The organism is Actinomycetospora flava (assembly GCF_037400335.1).
GTDB lineage: Bacteria > Actinomycetota > Actinomycetes > Mycobacteriales > Pseudonocardiaceae > Actinomycetospora > Actinomycetospora flava.
The window spans coordinates 64,712-82,148 of the sequence record NZ_JBBEGM010000005.1; the positions used below are offsets into that span (position 1 = coordinate 64,712).

Consider the following 17,437-nt stretch of genomic DNA (forward strand, 5'->3'; position numbering starts at 1 on the left):
AAGGATCCACGCTCGCGTCTCCCCGTGGACTGACAGGCTCTCGCCCATGGACCTCCGCCGCACCCCGGACGACCGGTTCGACGACCTCCCGGGCTTCGCGCTCGCGCCGCGCTACGTCGAGGTCGACGACCCCGACGGCGGCGGGCCCGTCCGCGTCGCCACCTACGCGGCCGGTCCCGAGGACGCGCCCGCCGTCCTCCTGCTGCACGGCGAGCCGTCGTGGAGCTTCCTGTACCGCCACGTGATCGAGGCCCTGGTCGCGGCGGGCCTGCGGGCCGTCGCGATCGACATGGTCGGCTTCGGGCGCTCCGACAAGCCCGCACGGATCGCCGACCACAGCTACGCCCGCCACGTCGCCTGGACCACGCAGGCCGTCGACGCGCTCGGGCTGCGCGACGCCGTGCTGGTCGGCCAGGACTGGGGCGGGCTGATCGGGCTGCGCCTGGTGGCCGCCGAGCCGGACCGCTGGGCGGGGGTGGTCGCCGCGAACACCGGCCTGCCGACCGGCGACGTCGACATGCCTGCGGTGTGGTGGCGGTTCCGCCGGGCGGTGGAGAAGGCCGAGCACCTCGACGTCGGGCGCCTCGTCGCCTCCGGCTGCGCCCGCGGGCTCGCGCCGGACGACCGGGCCGCCTACGACGCCCCCTTCCCCGACGAGACGTTCACGGCGGGCCCGCGGGCGATGCCCCTGCTCGTGCCGACCCGCCCCGACGACCCGGAGAACGGCCCCAACCGCACGGCGTGGGAGGCGCTCGGGCGCTATGGGCGCCCGTTCCTCACCGCGTTCTCCGACTCCGACCCGATCACCGCGTCGATGGGCCCGGTGCTGCGCGAGCACGTCCCCGGCGCGGCAGGCCTCGACCACCCGGTGATCGCGGACGCCGGGCACTTCCTGCAGGAGGACGCGGGCGACGCGCTGGGCCGCGTGATCGCGGCGTTCGTCGCTAGCCTCCCCGGCCATGGCTGATCCCCGCGTCGTCCGCCACCCGCTCGTCGACGTCCGGATGACCACGCTGCGCGACGCGTCCACCGACCGCCCGACCTTCCGGGCCGCGGTGCGCGAGCTGACCGCGATGGTCGTCTACGAGGCGATGCGCGACGCGGCGACGGCGCCGTGGGAGATCCGCACGCCGGTGGCGGCGACGACGGGCGCGGTGCTCGCGAACCCGCCGGTGCTCGTGCCGGTGCTGCGGGCCGGGCTGGGCATGGCCGAGGCGGCGCACGCCCAGGTGCCCGGGGCGGTGATGGGGTTCGTCGGCGTGGCGCGCGACGAGCAGACGCTGCAGCCGACGCCGTACATGGAGTCGCTGCCCGGGAGCCTCGCCGGTATCCCGGTGTTCGTGCTCGACCCGATGCTCGCCACCGGCGGCTCGATGGCCTACACGATCGACCTGCTCAAGGCCCGCGGTGCCGACGACGTCGCCGCCGTGTGCCTGCTGGCGGCCCCGGAGGGCGTCGACCACCTGGCCGCGACCCACCCCGACGTGCCGGTCTACACCGCTGCCCTCGACGAGCGTCTCAACGAGCACGGTTACATCGTCCCGGGGCTCGGCGACGCGGGGGACCGGCAGTTCGGGGCCATGCCGTAGGGGGCCCGTGGGCGGCAATGGGCAGAACGGCCCATGGATCCCGGGCGCGCCGTGCGGTGCGCTCGATCCATGACGACCGGAGCGCTGTGGCACGAGAAGTACATGTGGTGGGACACGCGGCACGCGAGCGTGTTCATCCCGTCGGGCGGGTGGCTGGAGCCCGACGAGCACGCCGAGAACCCGCGGACGAAGCGGCGGCTCAAGAACCTGCTCGACGCGACGGGGCTGTCGGCGCAGCTGCAGTGGCTCGAGCCGCGGGAGGCGACGGTCGAGGAGCTCTGCCGGGTCCACGACCGCGAGTACGTGGACAGGATGAAGGCGCTCTCCGACGACAACGGCGGCGACGCGGGGGAGCTCACGCCGTTCGCGGGCGGCGGCTTCGAGATCGCGGCGCTCGCCGCGGGCGGCGTCATCGCCGCCGCCGAGGCCGTGCGCGACCGGGTCGTCGACAACGCCTACGCCATCACCCGCCCGCCCGGCCACCACGCCGAGCGGGACCGCGGCCGCGGCTTCTGCATGTTCGGCAACGTGGCCGTCGCGGCGCGGCACCTGCAGGCGGCGGGGCTGGGGCGGATCGCCGTCGTCGACTGGGACGTCCACCACGGCAACGGGACGCAGCAGGCGTTCTGGGAGGACCCGTCGGTGCTGACGATCTCCCTGCACCAGGACGGCTACTACCCGCACGAGTCGGGCTACGCCGACGAGCGCGGCGGGGGCGCCGGGCACGGCAGCAACATCAACGTCCCGCTGCCGCCCGGCACCGGGACCGCCGGCTACGAGTACGCGTTCGACGAGGTCGTGGTGCCCGCGCTCGAGCGGTTCCGCCCCGAGTTCGTGTTCGTGGCGTCCGGGTTCGACTCGAGCGCCCTCGACCCGCTGGGCCGCCAGATGCTGCACAGCGAGGGCTACCGCCGGCTCACCCGCCGGATGCTCGACGTCGCCGGCTCGGTGGCGGGCGGGCGGCTCCTCGGCGTGCACGAGGGCGGCTACTCCGCGGGCTACGTGCCGTTCTGCGGGCTGGCGGTGTTCGAGGAGCTCAGCGGCATCCGCACCGAGGCCGACGACCCGTTCCTCGACTTCCTCTCCGCGATGGCCGGGCAGGACCTCGCCCCGCACCAGAAGGACGTCGTGGACGGGCTGGTGCCCCTGGTGGCGGAGGTCCCGGCGCCCCAGCCGGCCCCGGATCACTGACTGGCCGGCAGCCGCCGCAGACCCTCGGACACGGCCAGGGCGGCGACGGCGGCCCGGGAGGTCGCGCCGAGCCGCGCCGTCACGCGCTCGAGGTGGTGGGCCACGGTCCGCTCGGCGATCCCGAGGCGCCGTGCCGTGGCGCGGTTGGTGAGGCCCTGCGCGACGAGGGTCAGCACGTCGAGCTCGCGGGCGCTGACACCGGCGGGCAGGGCCTCCTCGGTCACCAGGACCAGCACCCCGGCGCCCACCGCGACGAGACGGACGCGGTGCCAGCGCCCGTCGAGCAGCGCGCGGTGGTCGCCCGGTCCCGCGGTCGCCGCCGCCGCGAGCAGTGCCGGGGCCGGCGCGGCGCGGCCGGGCAGGGGGACGACGTCACCGCCGGTCCCCAGGAGCGCCGCGGTGGCCCCGTCGGCGATCCCGTCGGCCACCGCGTCGAGCCGCCGTGACGGGTCCAGCAGCGTCGCCAGGGTCCCCGCGGCGACGTTGAGGGCGGCCACCAGGCGCGTGCCCGGCGCGCACCCGCCCGCCGTCGACAGGTGCACGTTGCCGACGTAGCGGCCGTCCGGCGTGGTGAGACGGACGGTGGCGCCGCCGGTGTAGCCGCCCGGGCGGAACACGCGGGTGACCGACGGCCCGGTCTCGTAGCCGTCCACGTCGCTCCAGCCGCGGGCCGGGTGGTCGGGCTGCTCACGCAGCAGCCGGTAGCCCTCGTCGTCGGCCAGGAAGGCCGGCGACCGCAGGAAGGCCGAGACCGTCGACCGGTAGCCGCGGGCGCGCACCGTGCGCACCCGCCCGCCGAGGGGCTCGACCACGTCCCAGGCCGAGGCGCAGACCGCCGGGTCCTCGTGCAGGACGTCGAGCACGGCGTCCCCGAGCCGGCACTCCGCCGTGCCGGCGCCACCCGCAGCCCGCAGCAGGTCGAGCGCGGTGCTCGTCGCCTGCTCGGTGGTGTGGCTCACACCCTCGCAGGCTAGGAGAACTCGCCGTCCGCGTCACCGGTCGGCGCCGCCGGGAGCCCGGTGGCAGGGGTGAGGAGAATGGACACATGAGCATCCCCGTGCTGACCGCCGTGGCGTGGCCGTACGCCAACGGTCCGCGGCACATCGGCCACGTGTCCGGCTTCGGTGTGCCCTCCGACGTCTTCTCGCGCTACCAGCGGATGGTCGGCAACCGGGTGCTCATGGTCTCCGGCACCGACGAGCACGGCACGCCGATCCAGGTGCAGGCCGACGCGGAGGGCACGACGCCCCGCGAGCTCGTCGACCGGTATTCGCGGGTGATCCAGGACGACCTCGTCGGGCTCGGCCTGTCCTACGACCTGTTCACGCGCACGAGCACCGACAACCACCACCGCGTCACCCAGGACCTCTTCACGGCGCTCTGGCACAACGGCTACGTCAGCACCGAGAAGACGCTCGGCGCGATCAGCCCGTCCACCGGCCGGACGCTGCCCGACCGCTACATCGAGGGCACCTGCCCGATCTGCGGCTACCCGAGCGCGCGCGGCGACCAGTGCGACAACTGCGGCAACCAGCTCGACCCCGCCGACCTCATCAACCCGCGCAGCCGGATCAACGGCGAGACCCCGCAGTTCGTCGAGACCGAGCACCTGCTGTTCGACCTGCCGGCGTTCTCGAAGTCGCTCACCTCCTGGCTGGACACCCGGACCCACTGGCGGCCGAACGTCCTGAATTTCAGCCGCCGCCTCGCCGAGGACCTCAAGCCCCGCGCGATCAGCCGCGACCTCGACTGGGGCGTGCGCATCCCGCTCGACGGCTGGCACGACGCCCCGATGAAGCGCTTCTACGTCTGGTTCGACGCCGTCATCGGCTACCTGTCGGCGTCGGTGGAGTGGGCGCAGCGCACGGGCGACCCGGACGCCTGGAAGCAGTGGTGGTGCGACCCGGACGCCCGGTCCTTCTACTTCATGGGCAAGGACAACATCACCTTCCACTCGGTGATGTGGCCCGCGATCCTGCTCGGCCACAACGGCGAGGGCGACCGCGGCGGCGAGGTCGGCGCGTTCGGCCGGCTCAACCTGCCCACCGAGGTCGTCAGCTCCGAGTTCCTGACGATGAGCGGGTCGAAGTTCTCCACCAGCCGCGGCACCGTCATCTATGTCGGAGACTTCCTGCGCGAGTTCGGGCCGGACGCGCTGCGCTACTTCATCTCGGTGGCGGGCCCGGAGAACCAGGACACCGACTTCACCTGGGACGAGTTCGTGCGCCGCACCAACTTCGAGCTCGCCAACGAGTGGGGCAACCTCGTCAACCGCTCGGTGTCGCTGGCGGCGAAGAACGTCGGCGCGGTGCCGGAGCCGACGTCCCCGGACCCGGCCGACGACGCGCTCCTGGCGCAGTCCCGGGCGGCGTTCGAGACCGTCGGCGCCCACCTGGCCCGTTCGCGGTTCAAGCAGGCGATCTCCGAGGCGATGCGGGTGGTCGGCGAGGCCAACGCGTACCTGAGCCACCAGGAGCCGTGGAAGCGCAAGGACGACCCGGCGCGCCGCGACACGATCCTGCACACCGCGCTGCAGGTCGTGCAGGACGCGAACACCCTGCTCACGCCGTTCCTGCCGCACGCGGCGCAGAAGGTGCACGAGGCCCTCGGCGGCACCGGCGTGTGGGCGGAGCAGCCGCACCGCGAGGACGCCGGCACCTCCGGGGAGCTGGGCACGAGCCACTCGGTGCTCACCGGCGACTACGCGTCCGAGCAGGCGCGCTGGGCGTCGACGCCGATCCCCGTGGGGCGGCCGCTGGAGCGCCCGACCCCGCTGTTCGCCAAGCTCGACCCGTCGCTGGGCGAGACCGGCCCGACGTGGGCGCCGATCCAGACCGGTGAGTAGCGGCAAGTCGGACCAGATGAAACAGCACGCCGATAGGGTCCCGCCCCCCGTCCCCGAGCCCCTCGCGCACGGGGTGGTCGACGCCCACACCCACCTCGACGCCTGCGGGGCGACCGAGCCCGAGGTCCTCGCGCAGGTCCTCGACCGCGCCACGCAGGCCGGGGTCACGGCGATGGTCACGACCGCCGACGACCTCGACTCCGCCCGGTGGGCGGCGTGGGCGGCCGACAGCGACCCGCGGGTGTTCGCGGCGGTGGGCCTGCACCCGACGCGCTCGAACGACCTCACCGACGACGCGCGGCGCGAGATCGAGGCGCTGACCGCGCTGCCGCGCGTCGTCGCGGTCGGCGAGTCCGGGATGGACGACTACTGGACCACGCGGCGCGAGGACTGCGCCCCGCTCGCCGTGCAGCGCGAGGCCTTCGCGTGGCACATCGACCTCGCCAAGCGCACCGGCCTGCCGCTGGTGGTGCACGACCGCGACGCCCACGACGCGATCCTCGACGTCCTGTCCGCCGAGGGCGCGCCGCCGACGACGGTCTTCCACTGCTTCTCCGGCGGGCCCGAGCTCGCGCGCCGCTGCGCCGACGAGGGCTGGTACGCCTCGCTCTCGGGCACCGCGACGTTCCGCAACGCGAACGCGGCCGACCTGCGACGAGCGGCGGCCTGGATGCCCGCCGGGCTCGTCCTCGTCGAGACCGACGCCCCGTTCCTGACTCCGCATCCGTACCGCGGTCGGCCGAACGAGCCCTACGTGGTCCCCCACACGGTGCGCGCGCTCGCGGAGCTGCGTGACGAGCCCGCGGAGCGGCTGGCCGAGACCAGCGCCGACAACGCCCGACGGGCCTTCGGTCTCGCCGAACAGCCTCAACCTTCACGCTCCGTCGCACGAGAGAGCGCCGAGTAACCACGCTCGTCGTCGTCGGCGTGCCGTTCGGCGCAACACGGTCGTGTCGGCTTGATGCTGGCGACACCCAACTCGTTACCGTGCTGTGACTCGCCGGGATGGAACCACCCCCGAGGCCCGCGTGACGGAGGACTTCCCCAGGTCCGAAAGCACAGGGAGAACGGCACGAGGTCGTGACGGTCTCCCAGGGCGCGGTTCCTGCCCGGATGTACGGACGAAGTGGACTCCCCTGTGCCTGTGCACCGCCTGATCACCTCGCTCCCCGCGACGGACGCTCGATGAGCGCGGACACCACGACCCGCGGCCGCGCCGGATACGACGGCGAGACCGACACCGCCGGGCTGCCGGTCATCGGTCACGACCCCTACGGCACGTACGGGTACGGGTACGGGCAGGACGCCTACACGTCCGACCACGCGTCGGACTACGGCTACGACGCCGCCCACGAGTTCGGCTACGACACCGCGTACGGCACCCGGGGCTTCGACAGCCAGGCGCCGGCCTGGTTCGACGACATCACCGGCCCGCTGCCGGTCCAGGACGCGCACGGCGCGAGCGGACCGATCGCCCTCACCGACCTCGACGAGTGGAACGACCTCGAGTCGTTCACCGGCGAGCAGCAGGCGGCCGAGGACGCGGACCCGCACGGCGACCTCACGGCCGCCGCCCCCGCCGGCCTGACCTCGTTCGACGACCCGGACCGCCTGGCGCCCGACACGAGGCGCCGGTCCAACGCGGTCAAGGGCGGCGTCGCCGTCGCCCTGCTCGCGGTCGCGGCGGGCGGCAGCACCGCGGTCGCGCTGGACAAGGAGGTCACGGTCACGGTCGACGGCGTCGACCAGGTCGTGCACACCTTCTCCGGGGACGTCGCCGGCGCCCTCGACAGCGGCGACATCGAGATCGGCCCGGGCGACCAGCTCGCCCCGGGGCCGAACGCCGAGGTCAACGACGGCGACCACCTCGTCATCAACCGCTCGCGCGACGTCGCGCTGATGGTCGACGGGCGCCCGCAGACGTTCCAGACGACGGCGCGCACCGTGTCGGACGCGCTGGCGCAGCTCGGCCTCCCCGTCGACGGTCTCGCCAGCTCGGCGCCGATGAACGCCAACATCCCGGTCAACGGGATGAACCTCGACGTGCGGACCCCGAAGACGGTCACGCTCATCGACGGCGGCGCCGCCCCGCGCCAGGTCACCACGACCGCGCTCAACGGCCCCGAGATGCTCGCGCAGAACGGCCTGGCGCTCAGCCCGACCGACGTGCTCGCGGGCGGCGACGGGATCGCCAACGGTTCGACGATCACCGTCACCCGCAACACGGTCAACCAGGTCACCGAGACCCGTCCGGTCGCGCCGCCCATGCGCACCGTCGACGACCCGGACCTCGAGCAGGGCGAGACCCGCGTCGAGGAGGCCGGCCAGGCCGGCGAGGAGATCGTCACCTGGACGGTCAACGCCACCAACGGCGCGGAGACCGGCCGCACGCAGGTCGGCGAGTCGCAGGTGACGCGCCAGCCGGTCGGCGGCGTGATCCACCGCGGCACCAAGCCGAAGGCGACGGCGCCCGCCGTGAGCAACGGCGGCAAGTGGGACCGCATCGCCCGCTGCGAGTCGACCGGCAACTGGTCGATCAACTCCGGCAACGGCTACTACGGCGGCCTGCAGTTCGACCGCCAGACGTGGCGCGCCTACGGCGGCGGGCAGTACGCCTCGCTGCCGCACCAGGCCAGCCGCGAGGAGCAGATCGCCGTCGCCGAGCGCGTCCGCGCCGACCGCGGCGGCTACGGCGCCTGGCCGGTCTGCGGGAAGAAGTAGTCCCGCGGGCAGACTGGCCCCTGTGACGGAACCGGTCCGCCTGCTCGGCCCTGCCGACGTGCGGGGTCTCGCGGCGGAGCTGGACCTGCGCCCGACGAAGCGGCTGGGACAGAACTTCGTCCACGACGCCAACACCGTGCGCCGCATCGTCCGCCTCGCGGGGGTGGGCCCGGACGACGTGGTGCTCGAGGTCGGCCCCGGGCTCGGTTCGCTGACGCTGCCGCTGCTCGAGGCCGCCGCGGGCGTGGTGGCCGTGGAGATCGACCCGGTGCTCGCCGGGCGGCTGCCGGCGACGGCGGCGGAGCGCGCGCCCGGGCGTGACCTGCGCGTCGTCACCGCCGACGCGCTGCGGATCGCCCCTCACGATCTGACACCCGGCGACCTCGCGCCGGCGCCGGACGTCCTCGTCGCGAACCTGCCCTACAACGTCGCGGTGCCCGTCGTGCTGCACCTGCTCGCGGTGCTCCCGGGCCTGCGCCGGGGGCTGGTGATGGTCCAGTCCGAGGTCGCGGAGCGCCTGGCCGCGCGCCCCGGCGAGAAGGCCTACGGATCGCCGTCGGTCAAGCTCGCCTGGTACGCCGACGCGCGCCGGGCCGGGCCGGTGCCGCGCGCGGTGTTCTGGCCGGTCCCCGGCGTGGACTCGGGGCTCGTCGCCTTCACGCGCCACGACCCCGCGATCGATCCGGCGCCCGCCGACGTCGACCGCGCCGAGGTCTTCGCCGTCGTCGACGCCGCGTTCGCGCAGCGCCGCAAGTCCCTGCGGGCCGCGCTCGCGGGCTGGGCGGGGTCGGCGCCCGCGGCCGAGGCCGTGCTGCGGGCCGCCGGCGTCGACCCGGGCGCGCGGGGGGAGTCGCTGGACGTGGCGTCCTTCGTCGCCATCGCCCGCGCTCGCGCGCAGGCGGAGCCGGACGCCCTGACGCCCTGAGCGCGAACGGACGTGGTCCGTACCCTGGACAGGTGCTCTCCGCCGTCGGACCGCCGGTCACCGTCCGCGTCCCGGCCAAGATCAATCTCCACCTGGCCGTGGGGGACCTGCGCGACGACGGCTACCACGACCTCGTCACCGTGTTCCAGGCGCTGAGCATCGCCGACGAGGTCAGCGTCACCCGGGCGGTCAGGGACGCGATCGAGCCGGGCGTGACGGTCTCGGGCGCGGACGGCGTCGACGTCTCCGAGGTCCCCGACGACACCACCAACCTCGCCTGGCGCGCCGTCGAGGCCCTCGCCCGGCGCGCCGACCGGCAGCCCGACGTGCGCATCGGGCTGCACAAGGCGATCCCGGTCGCCGGGGGCATGGCGGGCGGCAGCGCGGACGCGGCGGGCGCCCTGCTCGCCGCGGCCAGCCTGTGGCGCCTGGACATGGGGCGCGAGGGCCTCATGGAGATCGCCGCCGAGGTCGGCTCGGACGTCGCGTTCGCCCTGCACGGCGGCACGGCGCTGGGCACCGGGCGCGGCGAGCGGCTCGTGCCGGTGCTCTCGCGGCACACGTTCCACTGGGTGGTCGCGGTCGCCGACCACGGGCTGTCGACGCCGACGGTGTTCGGCGAGCTCGACCGCCTGCGCGCCCGGCCCGAGGCGCCGCGGCGGGTCGGCGACGTCGAGCCCGTGCTCGAGGCGCTCGCGTCCGGCGAGGCGCGCTCGCTGGCGCTCCTGCTCGGCAACGACCTCCAGGCCGCCGCCGTGAGCCTCGACCCCGGTCTGCGCCGCACCCTGCGCGGCGGCGTCGACGCGGGCGCGCTCGCCGGCGTCGTGTCGGGCTCCGGGCCGACCTGTGTGTTCCTCTGCGACGGCCACGACGCCGCGGTGCGCGTGGCCGCCGAGCTCGCCGGCGCCGGGGTGTGCCGCACCGTCCGCGTCGCCCACGGCCCCGTCCCCGGCGCCCGCGTGGTCGACGGGGACGGCGGCTCCCCGAACCCGCCGTCCCCGCCGCGCCCCGACCCCGGGCCCGGCGCCTACGCCTGACCCGCCTTCCGCAGCGAACGGCCTGTTCGCTGCTTCTACGCGCGCGAACTCCCCGTTCGCGCTCCCCTGGAGACTTGAACCGTGCCCAACCTCGTCAACCTGGAGTCGGTGTCGATCGGCTTCGGCGGCCCCAAGCCCGTCCTCGACGGCGTCTCGCTCGGCGTCGACACCGGCGACCGCATCGGCGTCGTCGGCCGCAACGGCGGCGGGAAGTCGACGCTGATCTCGGTGCTCGCCGGCGCGCTGACCCCGGACGCCGGGCGCGTCAGCCCGGTGCGCGGGCTGCGGATGGCGCTGGTGACCCAGCAGACGCGGCTGTCGGGGGAGACCGTGCGGGAGGCCGTCCTGGGTGGACCCGTGCCCGACCACGAGTGGGCCGCGGACCCGCGCAGCCGCGCCGTCGTCGAGGGCCTGCGCCCGGGCGGCGACCGCGGGCTCGACGCGCCGGTCGACGGCCTGTCCGGCGGGGAGCGCCAGCGGATCGCGCTGTGCGCGGCGCTGGTGCGCGAGCTCGACCTCCTCGTGCTCGACGAGCCCACCAACCACCTCGACGTCGAGGGCGTCGGCTGGCTCGCCGAGCACCTGATCGCGCGCCGGACCGCGCTGGTCGTCGTGACGCACGACCGCTGGTTCCTCGACACCGTCGCCTCGCGCACCTGGGAGGTCGTCGACGGGCACGTCGAGCAGTACGAGGGCGGCTACGGCGACTGGATCTTCGCGCGGGCGGAGCGGGCGCGGCTCGCCGACGCCGCCGAGCAGCGCCGCCGCAACCTCGCCCGCAAGGAGCTCGCGTGGCTGCGGCGCGGGCCCCAGGCGCGCACGTCCAAGCCGCGCTACCGCGTCGAGGCCGCCGAGGCGCTGATCGCCGACGTCCCCGAGCCCCGCGACACCGTCGAGCTCGTCACCATGGCCAAGCACCGCCTCGGGCGCACGGTGATCGAGCTGGAGGACGCCACGCTGACCGTCGGCAGCCAGGAGGGAGGTGAGCACAGAACGCTGGTGAACCGCCAGACCTGGCGCATCGGCCCGGGCGAGCGCATCGGCATCGTCGGGATCAACGGCTCGGGCAAGACGACGCTGCTGCGGGCCGTCGGCGGCGAGCGCCCCCTCGACGGCGGGAAGCGCGTGCAGGGCACGACGGTCCGGCTCGCGCACCTGTCGCAGGACCTCGCCGACCTCCCCATGCACCGCCGCGTGCTGCAGGCCGTCGAGGACATCGCCGAGCGGGTGACCATCGGCAAGTACGAGCAGACCGCCTCGCAGCTCGCCGAGCGCTTCGGCTTCCCGGCGTCGCGGCAGTGGACCCCGGTCTCCGACCTCTCCGGCGGCGAGCGCCGGCGCCTGCAGCTCGTGCGCCTGCTCATGACCGAGCCGAACGTGCTGCTGCTCGACGAGCCCACCAACGACCTCGACGTCGACACCCTCCAGCAGCTCGAGGACCTCCTCGACGGCTGGCCGGGCACGCTCGTCGTCGTCAGCCACGACCGCTACCTCACCGAGCGCGTCTGCGACCGCGCCGTCGCCCTGTTCGGCGACGGGAGGATCACCGACCTGCCCGGGGGGATCGAGGAGTACCTGCGCCGGCGCGCCGGCCAGGCGCCCGCGCCGTCGATCTCCGCGTCGGCGACGTCCGCGGGAGCCGACAAGGGCGAGGCCGACCGGCGCGCCGCGCGCAAGGAGGTCGCGCGCATCGAGCGGCGCCTGGAGAAGATCGCCACCCAGGAGGCGAAGCTGCACGAGAAGCTCGCCGCCGCGGCCACCGAGCCCGGGCGCCTCCAGGAGCTCGACGCCGAGCTGCGCGCGCTGCTCAGCGAGCGGGAGCAGCTGGAGGAGGCGTGGCTGGAGAACGCGGTCGACTGACCCGCACCAGCCACACGCCCAGCGCGAGGAACGTCAGCCCGACCGGGACGCCGAACGGCGCCGCGCCCGCCCCGAGACCCAGCACCCCGCTGACGAGCAGCGCCACCCCGGACCAGCGCGGGAACACGCCCGCGCGCAGCACCGAGACGCCCAGCAGCACCCAGCCGAGCCCGAACAGCACGTAGCTCGCGAGCGCGCCGGTGAGCAGGACCGCCGGGCGCTCGGCGCCGAACGCGCCGGGCGCCACGACGGCGAGCCAGGGCGCCGCGAAGCCGTCGAACCACATGTTGCCGGCGTGCTCGACGACGCCGACGAGCGCGAGGGCGAACGCCAGCGCCCCGAACGTCCCGGCCTCGCGCGCCTGGCGCAGGTACACCGCGACCAGGGCGACGGCGAGCACCGCGAAGGACACCGCGTAGCCGGCGTTGGCGACGATCGTGAGCGGGTCGGCGCCGAAGGCCACGACGTCGTGCCCCCCGACCAGCCGGCCCAGGTCGGTGAGCACCACGAGGGCGCCGGCGACGGTGGCGAGCGGGCCCGCGGCGCGGGCGAGCGGCAGGCCGGCGGCGACGGGCGCGTTCATCGCAGGACCCGGCCCGGCGCTTCGGGCAGCGACGTCGTCGCCGCCACCGGGGCCGGCCGCAGCCACCAGCGCCGGTCCGCGACGACCAGGACCACCGCGAGCGCCGGCCAGAGGGCGAAGTAGAGGACGGAGTCGTCGTCGATCGCCCCCTCGACGCTGTGCGCCACGAGCACCAGCAGGACGCTGCCGCCGGTGTGGTCGAACAGCCACGTGTACCAGAAGGTCACCCCGACCGTGCCGACGACGAGCGACAGCAGGACCGGCCACGGGTCGCCGCCCTCGAGGAAGGCGAGGGGGAGGTGCCAGACGGTGACGACCACGGCGAGGATCGCGGTGGCGGCGAGCGGGGAGAGCCGCGACTGCATCCCGGGCAGCGCGAACCCGCGCCAGCCCGGCTCCTCGCCGAGCGGGCCGTCGGTGGGGTTGACGAGCCGCAGCAAGAAGAACAGCAGGGCGTCGCCCGTCGCGGCCCACCGGAGGGTGGAGAGCTCGCTGGTCAGGACCGTCGCGAGCAGGTGCACGGCGAGCGGCACCCCGATCGCGAGCGCCCACCAGTACCAGCGCACCCGCCAGCGGATGATGCGCCGTCCGAGCTCCACCAGCCCGGCCCGTCCCTGCGCGATCGGCACCACGACCAGGGCGGCGACCAGGGGTGCGAAGGCCCCGAACGAGCCGAACGGGACGAGGCTCCAGCCGATCACGAACGTCAGCACGAAGAACGTGACGAGAGGGTGGCGTCGGATCGGTCGCATGACGGGCTCCTCGGCGGCGCGAGCACCGGCGCCGAGGACTCTCGGGCGCGTAGCCCCGGAGGATCCGCCGGGAAGGTCCGGACGACCAGCCGCCGTCCGGCCCCCGGGCGGCGTCGGTTCGGTGGAGTGCGGAGACCGTGGGTGCCGACGAGGTGACGCGACGTCGGCGAACCGTCAGTGGATGCGGTTCTGGGCCGGCTCGAGGCCGTCGGCGGCGAGCGCCTCGACGGCGTCGGCGGCCAGCTCGACCGAGACGTCGAGCTCCTTGCGCTCGGCCGACGACCAGCGCTTGAGCACGTAGTCGGCGGGGTCCTGGCGCCCCGGCGGGCGGCCGATGCCGAAGCGCACGCGCAGGTAGTCCTTGGTGCCGAGCGACTTGGAGATCGAGCGCAGCCCGTTGTGGCCGCCCTCGCCGCCGCCGCGCTTGAGGCGCACGACGCCGAACTCGAGGTCGAGGTCGTCGTGGACGACGATCACGTCGGTCGGGTCGACCGAGAAGAAGCGGGCGGCGCCGGCCACCGGCCCGCCCGAGAGGTTCATGTAGCCGCGGGGCTTCGCGAGCACCGCGCGGCGTCCGGCCAGCCGGCCCTCGGCCACGTCCGCGCCGGAGCGCTTGTGCGGCGAGAACCGGCTGCCGAGGCGCCCGGCGAGGACGTCGGCGACGACGAACCCGACGTTGTGCCGGGTGCCCTCGTAGTCGGGGCCCGGGTTGCCCAGCCCGACGACCAGCAGGGGGCCGTCGGGCCGGGCAGCGGGAGAGCTCACGTGGGCCGGTCAGCTCTCGTCGGAGGACTCGGAGGAGTCGGACGACCCGGAGGAGCCCTCGGCGGGCTGGTCGCCGTCGGCGGCATCGGAGGACTCGCCGGTCTCGGCGGCCTCCTCCTCGGAGGCGTCCTCCTCGACACCCGCACCCTCGGTGTCGATCTCCTCCTCCATGGCCTCCTCGGTCGGCGCCTCGGTGACGTTGACGACGAGGAGCTCGGGGTCGGAGATCAGCTCGGCACCCTCGGGCAGCTGGATGTCGCCGGCGAGGAACTGCGTGCCGATCTCGGCGTCCTCGATGACGACCGTGATCTCCTCGGGGATCCTGGTGGCGTCGGCCTCGACGGTCAGCGTGTCCTCGTTCTGGAACACGAGCGTGCCGGAGGCGGCCTCGCCCATGATCACGACGCGGACGTCGACCTGGACCTTCTCGCCACGGCGGACGAGGACGAGGTCGACGTGCTCGAAGAAGCCCTTGATCGGGTCGCGGGCGATGCTCTTGGTCAGCGCGAGCTGCGGCTGCCCGCCGAGCCCGGTGATGGTGAGCAGGGCGTTGCGCCCGTTCTCGCGCAGCGCCGCGGCGAACTCGACGGTGTCGAACGCCAGGTGCACGGGGTCGGTGCCGTGCCCGTAGAGCACGCCGGGGACCTTGCCCGCGCGGCGCACGCGGCGGGCGGCGCCCTTGCCGAACTCGGTGCGGGACTCCGCCGCGATGCGGACCTCGTCGGCCATGGTGGTTCTCTCCTGCGGTTCGTCTCGGGGTCGGCGCGCCGCGCGCGGCCGGACCCCGGACGCCCGGGTCGACCGCACCGCGTCGATCACGGCCGGCCCACGCGGGTCGGCCCTCGCCGAAGTGCGCCCACCACGATACCTACGCTGCGCCGGTGACCCTCGACCGGGACGCGACACGCGCCGGCTACGACGCCATCGCCGCCGAGTACGCCGAGCACTTCCGCCACGAGCTGGCGGGCTCGCCGCTCGACCGGGCGGTGCTGGGTGCGTTCGCGGAGCTCGTCGACGGGGACGTGCTCGAGGTCGGCAGCGGGCCCGGCGGCGTGGCCGCGCACCTGCACGCGCGCGGGGTGCGGGTGCGGGGCGTCGACCTCTCGCCGGCGATGGTCGCGCTGGCCCGCCGCGAGCACCCCGGGATCGCGTTCGCGGTCGGCGACATGGCGGCCCCGGACGCCGCCGACGCCTCCCTCGGCGGCCTGGTCGCCTGATACTCGCTGATCCACGTGCCGCCGGCCGAGCTGCCCGCCGTCCTCGCCGGGTTCCGCCGCGTGCTGCGCCCCGGCGGGTACCTGCTGCTCGGGTTCCAGGTCGGCGACGACGTCTCCCACCACGACGAGGCCTTCGGACACCCCGTCTCGCTGGACTTCCGCCGCCTGCGGCCCGACGCCGTCGCGGCGCTCCTCGCGCAGGCGGGGTTCGACGTCACGGCCCGGGTCCTGCGCGCGCCGGAGCCCGGGTCGCGCGCGCAGGCGCTGCCGCAGGCGGCGATGCTCGCGCAGCGGCCGCGCTGAAGATCAGCAGGCGGACAGACACGTTCCGGGCCCCTCGCGGGTGCGTTTCGGCCCGGTGATCTCCGCCGCTCAGGGGGTCGCGGCGCCGAGGTAGAGGTAGGACATCGGGCCCGGGGCGCGCAGGCGGTCGTGGGCGAGGTCGGTGACCGTCAGGCCCGCGTCGCGGACGAGCCCGTCGATGGGCCTGGTCAGGTGGCACCCGCCGGCGACGCGCTGCTGGAGGCCGTCGAGGCGGTGCTGCCACCGGGCGGTGCGGGGGTCGGGGGACAGGCCGTGCTCGAGGAAGAGGAGCTGTCCGCCCGGCCGCAGGACCCGGCGCACCTCGCGCAGCGCGCGGTCGACGTCCGGGATCGTGCAGAGCGTGAACGTGCTGACGACGGTGTCGGCGCTGTCGTCGGGGAGGTCGAGGTCCGCGCCGTCGAGGCCCACGTGCTCGACCGGGATCGACGCCTCCGCGATCCGCCGCGCACCCCGTCGCCGCGCGACCTGCGACGGCTCCACGGCACGCACCGACGTCACGGCCGCCGGGTAGAGCGGCAGCGCCGGCCCGCTGCCGAACCCGAGCTCGACCACCTCGCCCCGCGCCCGCGAGACGACGCGTTCCCGCAGCTCACGGACGTCCTCGCCGCCGAGCGCGACGTCGACCAGCCGCGGGACGACGTGCTCGGTCCAGAGGCTAGGCATTCCCGTCGAAGAGGTTCGTCACCGAACCGTCCTCGAAGACCTCCCGCACGGCGCGGGCGATGACCGGCGCGATCGACAGGACGGTCAGCGACGGGAAGCGCTTCTCGTCCGGGATCGGCAGGGTGTTGGTGACGATGACCTCGCGGGCGCCGCAGGTCGACAGCCGCTCGACCGCGGGGCCGGAGAGCACGCCGTGGGTGGCGGCGATGACGACGTCCGACGCCCCGTCGGCGAGCAGCGCCTCCGTGGCCTTGGCGATCGTGCCGCCGGTGTCGATCATGTCGTCGACGAGGATGCAGCAGCGCCCGGCGACGTCGCCGACGACGCGGTTGGCGGCGACCTCGTTGGGGCGCGTCTTGTCGCGGGTCTTGTGGATGAAGGCCAGCGGGACGCCGCCCATCATGTCCGCCCACTTCTCGGCGACACGCACGCGACCGGAGTCGGGGGCGACGACGGCGAGGTCGTGGTCGGCGTAGGTGTCGCGCAGGTGCTCGGCGAGGACCTTGTTGGCCAGCAGGTGGTCGACGGGACCGTCGAAGAAGCCCTGGATCTGGTCGGTGTGCAGGTCGATCGTCATGATCCGGTGCGCGCCGGCGGTCTTGAGCATGTCCGCGATGAGGCGGGCCGAGATGGGCTCGCGGCCGCGGTGCTTCTTGTCCTGCCGGGCGTAGCCGTAGAACGGCACGACCGCGGTGATCCGCTTGGCCGACGCCCGCTTCAGGGCGTCGATCATGATGAGCTGCTCCATGATCCACTGGTTGATCGGGGCGGTGTGGCTCTGGATCACGAAGGCGTCGGAGCCGCGGACCGACTCCTCGAACCGGACGAAGATCTCCCCGTTGGCGAAGTCGTACGCCGCCTGCGGGGTGATGGTGACGTCCAGCTCCTTGGCGATCTCCTCCGCGAGCTCCGGGTGGGCCCGCCCGGAGAAGAGCATGAGGCTCTTCTTCGGCGTCGACGACATG

The 17,437-nt window shown here is 74.6% G+C and carries 18 protein-coding genes; 11 read left to right on the top strand and 7 right to left on the bottom strand.

Annotation, left to right across the window (positions count from 1 at the left end; all coding sequences use genetic code 11):
* Nucleotides 1-46 precede the first annotated feature (46 nt).
* From WCD58_RS13880 to WCD58_RS13890, 3 genes are all read left to right on the top strand, one after another.
* The gene (locus WCD58_RS13880) at nucleotides 47-967 is read left to right on the top strand and encodes a haloalkane dehalogenase (RefSeq protein ID WP_337703634.1); all 921 of its coding nucleotides are present in this window, start codon (nucleotides 47-49) and stop codon (nucleotides 965-967) included.
* Nucleotides 960-1,589, top strand: coding sequence for a uracil phosphoribosyltransferase (upp, locus tag WCD58_RS13885; RefSeq protein WP_337703635.1), 630 nt, complete (start codon nucleotides 960-962; stop codon nucleotides 1,587-1,589). Before WCD58_RS13880 ends, upp begins: the two co-directional genes overlap by 8 nt.
* Before the next feature lie 69 nt (nucleotides 1,590-1,658).
* Nucleotides 1,659-2,780: a histone deacetylase-like amidohydrolase gene (locus WCD58_RS13890; RefSeq protein WP_337703636.1), complete on the top strand. Its 1,122-nt coding sequence runs from the start codon at nucleotides 1,659-1,661 to the stop codon at nucleotides 2,778-2,780.
* On the opposite strand, the gene WCD58_RS13895 is transcribed toward WCD58_RS13890, so the two are convergent.
* A complete protein-coding gene (locus tag WCD58_RS13895; protein ID WP_337703637.1) occupies nucleotides 2,774-3,739 on the bottom strand; it encodes a helix-turn-helix transcriptional regulator in 966 nt (321 codons plus the stop codon). The two genes, WCD58_RS13890 and WCD58_RS13895, sit on opposite strands and share 7 nt — an antisense overlap.
* An 86-nt stretch (nucleotides 3,740-3,825) precedes the next feature.
* Between WCD58_RS13895 and metG the strand changes: the two genes are divergently transcribed.
* The 6 genes from metG (at nucleotide 3,826) to WCD58_RS13925 (ending at nucleotide 12,168) form a co-directional block, all read left to right on the top strand.
* Nucleotides 3,826-5,625, top strand: a complete 1,800-nt coding sequence (gene metG / locus WCD58_RS13900; RefSeq protein WP_337703638.1) for a methionine--tRNA ligase — start codon at nucleotides 3,826-3,828, stop codon at nucleotides 5,623-5,625.
* Between the two features lie 16 nt (nucleotides 5,626-5,641).
* Nucleotides 5,642-6,532 carry a TatD family hydrolase gene (locus WCD58_RS13905; RefSeq protein WP_337703908.1) on the top strand — a complete coding sequence of 297 codons (891 nt, stop codon included), beginning with the start codon at nucleotides 5,642-5,644 and terminating at the stop codon, nucleotides 6,530-6,532.
* A gap of 278 nt (nucleotides 6,533-6,810) precedes the next feature.
* Entirely contained in the window at nucleotides 6,811-8,346 is a 1,536-nt protein-coding gene (locus WCD58_RS13910) for a resuscitation-promoting factor (protein ID WP_337703639.1), read from the top strand.
* Nucleotides 8,347-8,368: 22 nt separating this feature from the next.
* Nucleotides 8,369-9,271, top strand: coding sequence for a 16S rRNA (adenine(1518)-N(6)/adenine(1519)-N(6))-dimethyltransferase RsmA (rsmA, locus tag WCD58_RS13915; protein ID WP_337703640.1), 903 nt, complete (start codon nucleotides 8,369-8,371; stop codon nucleotides 9,269-9,271).
* 32 nt (nucleotides 9,272-9,303) lie between these two features.
* Nucleotides 9,304-10,308 carry a 4-(cytidine 5'-diphospho)-2-C-methyl-D-erythritol kinase gene (locus WCD58_RS13920; protein ID WP_337703641.1) on the top strand — a complete coding sequence of 335 codons (1,005 nt, stop codon included), beginning with the start codon at nucleotides 9,304-9,306 and terminating at the stop codon, nucleotides 10,306-10,308.
* A gap of 81 nt (nucleotides 10,309-10,389) precedes the next feature.
* Nucleotides 10,390-12,168 carry an ABC-F family ATP-binding cassette domain-containing protein gene (locus WCD58_RS13925; protein ID WP_337703642.1) on the top strand — a complete coding sequence of 593 codons (1,779 nt, stop codon included), beginning with the start codon at nucleotides 10,390-10,392 and terminating at the stop codon, nucleotides 12,166-12,168.
* Here the strand turns inward: WCD58_RS13925 and WCD58_RS13930 are convergent.
* From WCD58_RS13930 to WCD58_RS13945, 4 genes are all read right to left on the bottom strand, one after another.
* Nucleotides 12,116-12,751: a hypothetical protein gene (locus WCD58_RS13930; protein WP_337703643.1), complete on the bottom strand. Its 636-nt coding sequence runs from the start codon at nucleotides 12,749-12,751 to the stop codon at nucleotides 12,116-12,118. The two genes, WCD58_RS13925 and WCD58_RS13930, sit on opposite strands and share 53 nt — an antisense overlap.
* On the bottom strand, nucleotides 12,748-13,503 hold the full coding sequence (locus WCD58_RS13935; RefSeq protein WP_337703644.1) for a CPBP family intramembrane glutamic endopeptidase: 756 nt from the start codon (nucleotides 13,501-13,503) through the stop codon (nucleotides 12,748-12,750). Before WCD58_RS13935 ends, WCD58_RS13930 begins: the two co-directional genes overlap by 4 nt.
* 174 nt (nucleotides 13,504-13,677) lie before the next feature.
* Complete coding sequence (gene pth, locus WCD58_RS13940; protein ID WP_337703645.1) at nucleotides 13,678-14,268, bottom strand: aminoacyl-tRNA hydrolase; 591 nt, start codon at nucleotides 14,266-14,268, stop codon at nucleotides 13,678-13,680.
* A 9-nt stretch (nucleotides 14,269-14,277) separates the two neighbouring features.
* Nucleotides 14,278-14,997, bottom strand: a complete 720-nt coding sequence (locus WCD58_RS13945) for a 50S ribosomal protein L25/general stress protein Ctc (protein WP_337703646.1) — start codon at nucleotides 14,995-14,997, stop codon at nucleotides 14,278-14,280.
* Nucleotides 14,998-15,149: 152 nt separating this feature from the next.
* Here WCD58_RS13945 and WCD58_RS13950 point away from each other — a divergent pair, with 152 nt between their 5' ends.
* Both WCD58_RS13950 and WCD58_RS13955 read left to right on the top strand, forming a co-directional pair.
* A complete protein-coding gene (locus tag WCD58_RS13950) occupies nucleotides 15,150-15,485 on the top strand; it encodes a methyltransferase domain-containing protein (RefSeq protein ID WP_337703647.1) in 336 nt (111 codons plus the stop codon).
* 15 nt (nucleotides 15,486-15,500) lie between these two features.
* The gene (locus WCD58_RS13955; RefSeq protein WP_337703648.1) at nucleotides 15,501-15,788 is read left to right on the top strand and encodes a class I SAM-dependent methyltransferase; all 288 of its coding nucleotides are present in this window, start codon (nucleotides 15,501-15,503) and stop codon (nucleotides 15,786-15,788) included.
* 69 nt (nucleotides 15,789-15,857) lie between these two features.
* Here WCD58_RS13955 and WCD58_RS13960 read toward each other — a convergent pair whose 3' ends face one another.
* Entirely contained in the window at nucleotides 15,858-16,472 is a 615-nt protein-coding gene (locus WCD58_RS13960; protein WP_337703649.1) for a class I SAM-dependent methyltransferase, read from the bottom strand.
* Complete coding sequence (locus WCD58_RS13965; protein WP_337703909.1) at nucleotides 16,465-17,436, bottom strand: ribose-phosphate diphosphokinase; 972 nt, start codon at nucleotides 17,434-17,436, stop codon at nucleotides 16,465-16,467. The genes WCD58_RS13960 and WCD58_RS13965 overlap by 8 nt, the downstream gene beginning before the upstream one ends.
* Between the last annotated feature and the right edge of the window lies 1 nt (nucleotide 17,437).

Coding starts and splice junctions, on each gene's coding strand:
- WCD58_RS13945 (WP_337703646.1), bottom strand. CDS start 14,997: ATGGCCGACGAGGTCCGCATCGCGGCGGAGTCCCGCACCGAGTTCGGC.
- WCD58_RS13910 (WP_337703639.1), top strand. CDS start 6,811: ATGAGCGCGGACACCACGACCCGCGGCCGCGCCGGATACGACGGCGAG.
- WCD58_RS13890 (WP_337703636.1), top strand. CDS start 1,659: ATGACGACCGGAGCGCTGTGGCACGAGAAGTACATGTGGTGGGACACG.
- WCD58_RS13880 (WP_337703634.1), top strand. CDS start 47: ATGGACCTCCGCCGCACCCCGGACGACCGGTTCGACGACCTCCCGGGC.
- WCD58_RS13960 (WP_337703649.1), bottom strand. CDS start 16,472: ATGCCTAGCCTCTGGACCGAGCACGTCGTCCCGCGGCTGGTCGACGTC.
- metG (WP_337703638.1), top strand. CDS start 3,826: ATGAGCATCCCCGTGCTGACCGCCGTGGCGTGGCCGTACGCCAACGGT.
- WCD58_RS13935 (WP_337703644.1), bottom strand. CDS start 13,503: ATGCGACCGATCCGACGCCACCCTCTCGTCACGTTCTTCGTGCTGACG.
- WCD58_RS13965 (WP_337703909.1), bottom strand. CDS start 17,436: ATGTCGTCGACGCCGAAGAAGAGCCTCATGCTCTTCTCCGGGCGGGCC.
- upp (WP_337703635.1), top strand. CDS start 960: ATGGCTGATCCCCGCGTCGTCCGCCACCCGCTCGTCGACGTCCGGATG.
- WCD58_RS13905 (WP_337703908.1), top strand. CDS start 5,642: ATGAAACAGCACGCCGATAGGGTCCCGCCCCCCGTCCCCGAGCCCCTC.
- WCD58_RS13930 (WP_337703643.1), bottom strand. CDS start 12,751: ATGAACGCGCCCGTCGCCGCCGGCCTGCCGCTCGCCCGCGCCGCGGGC.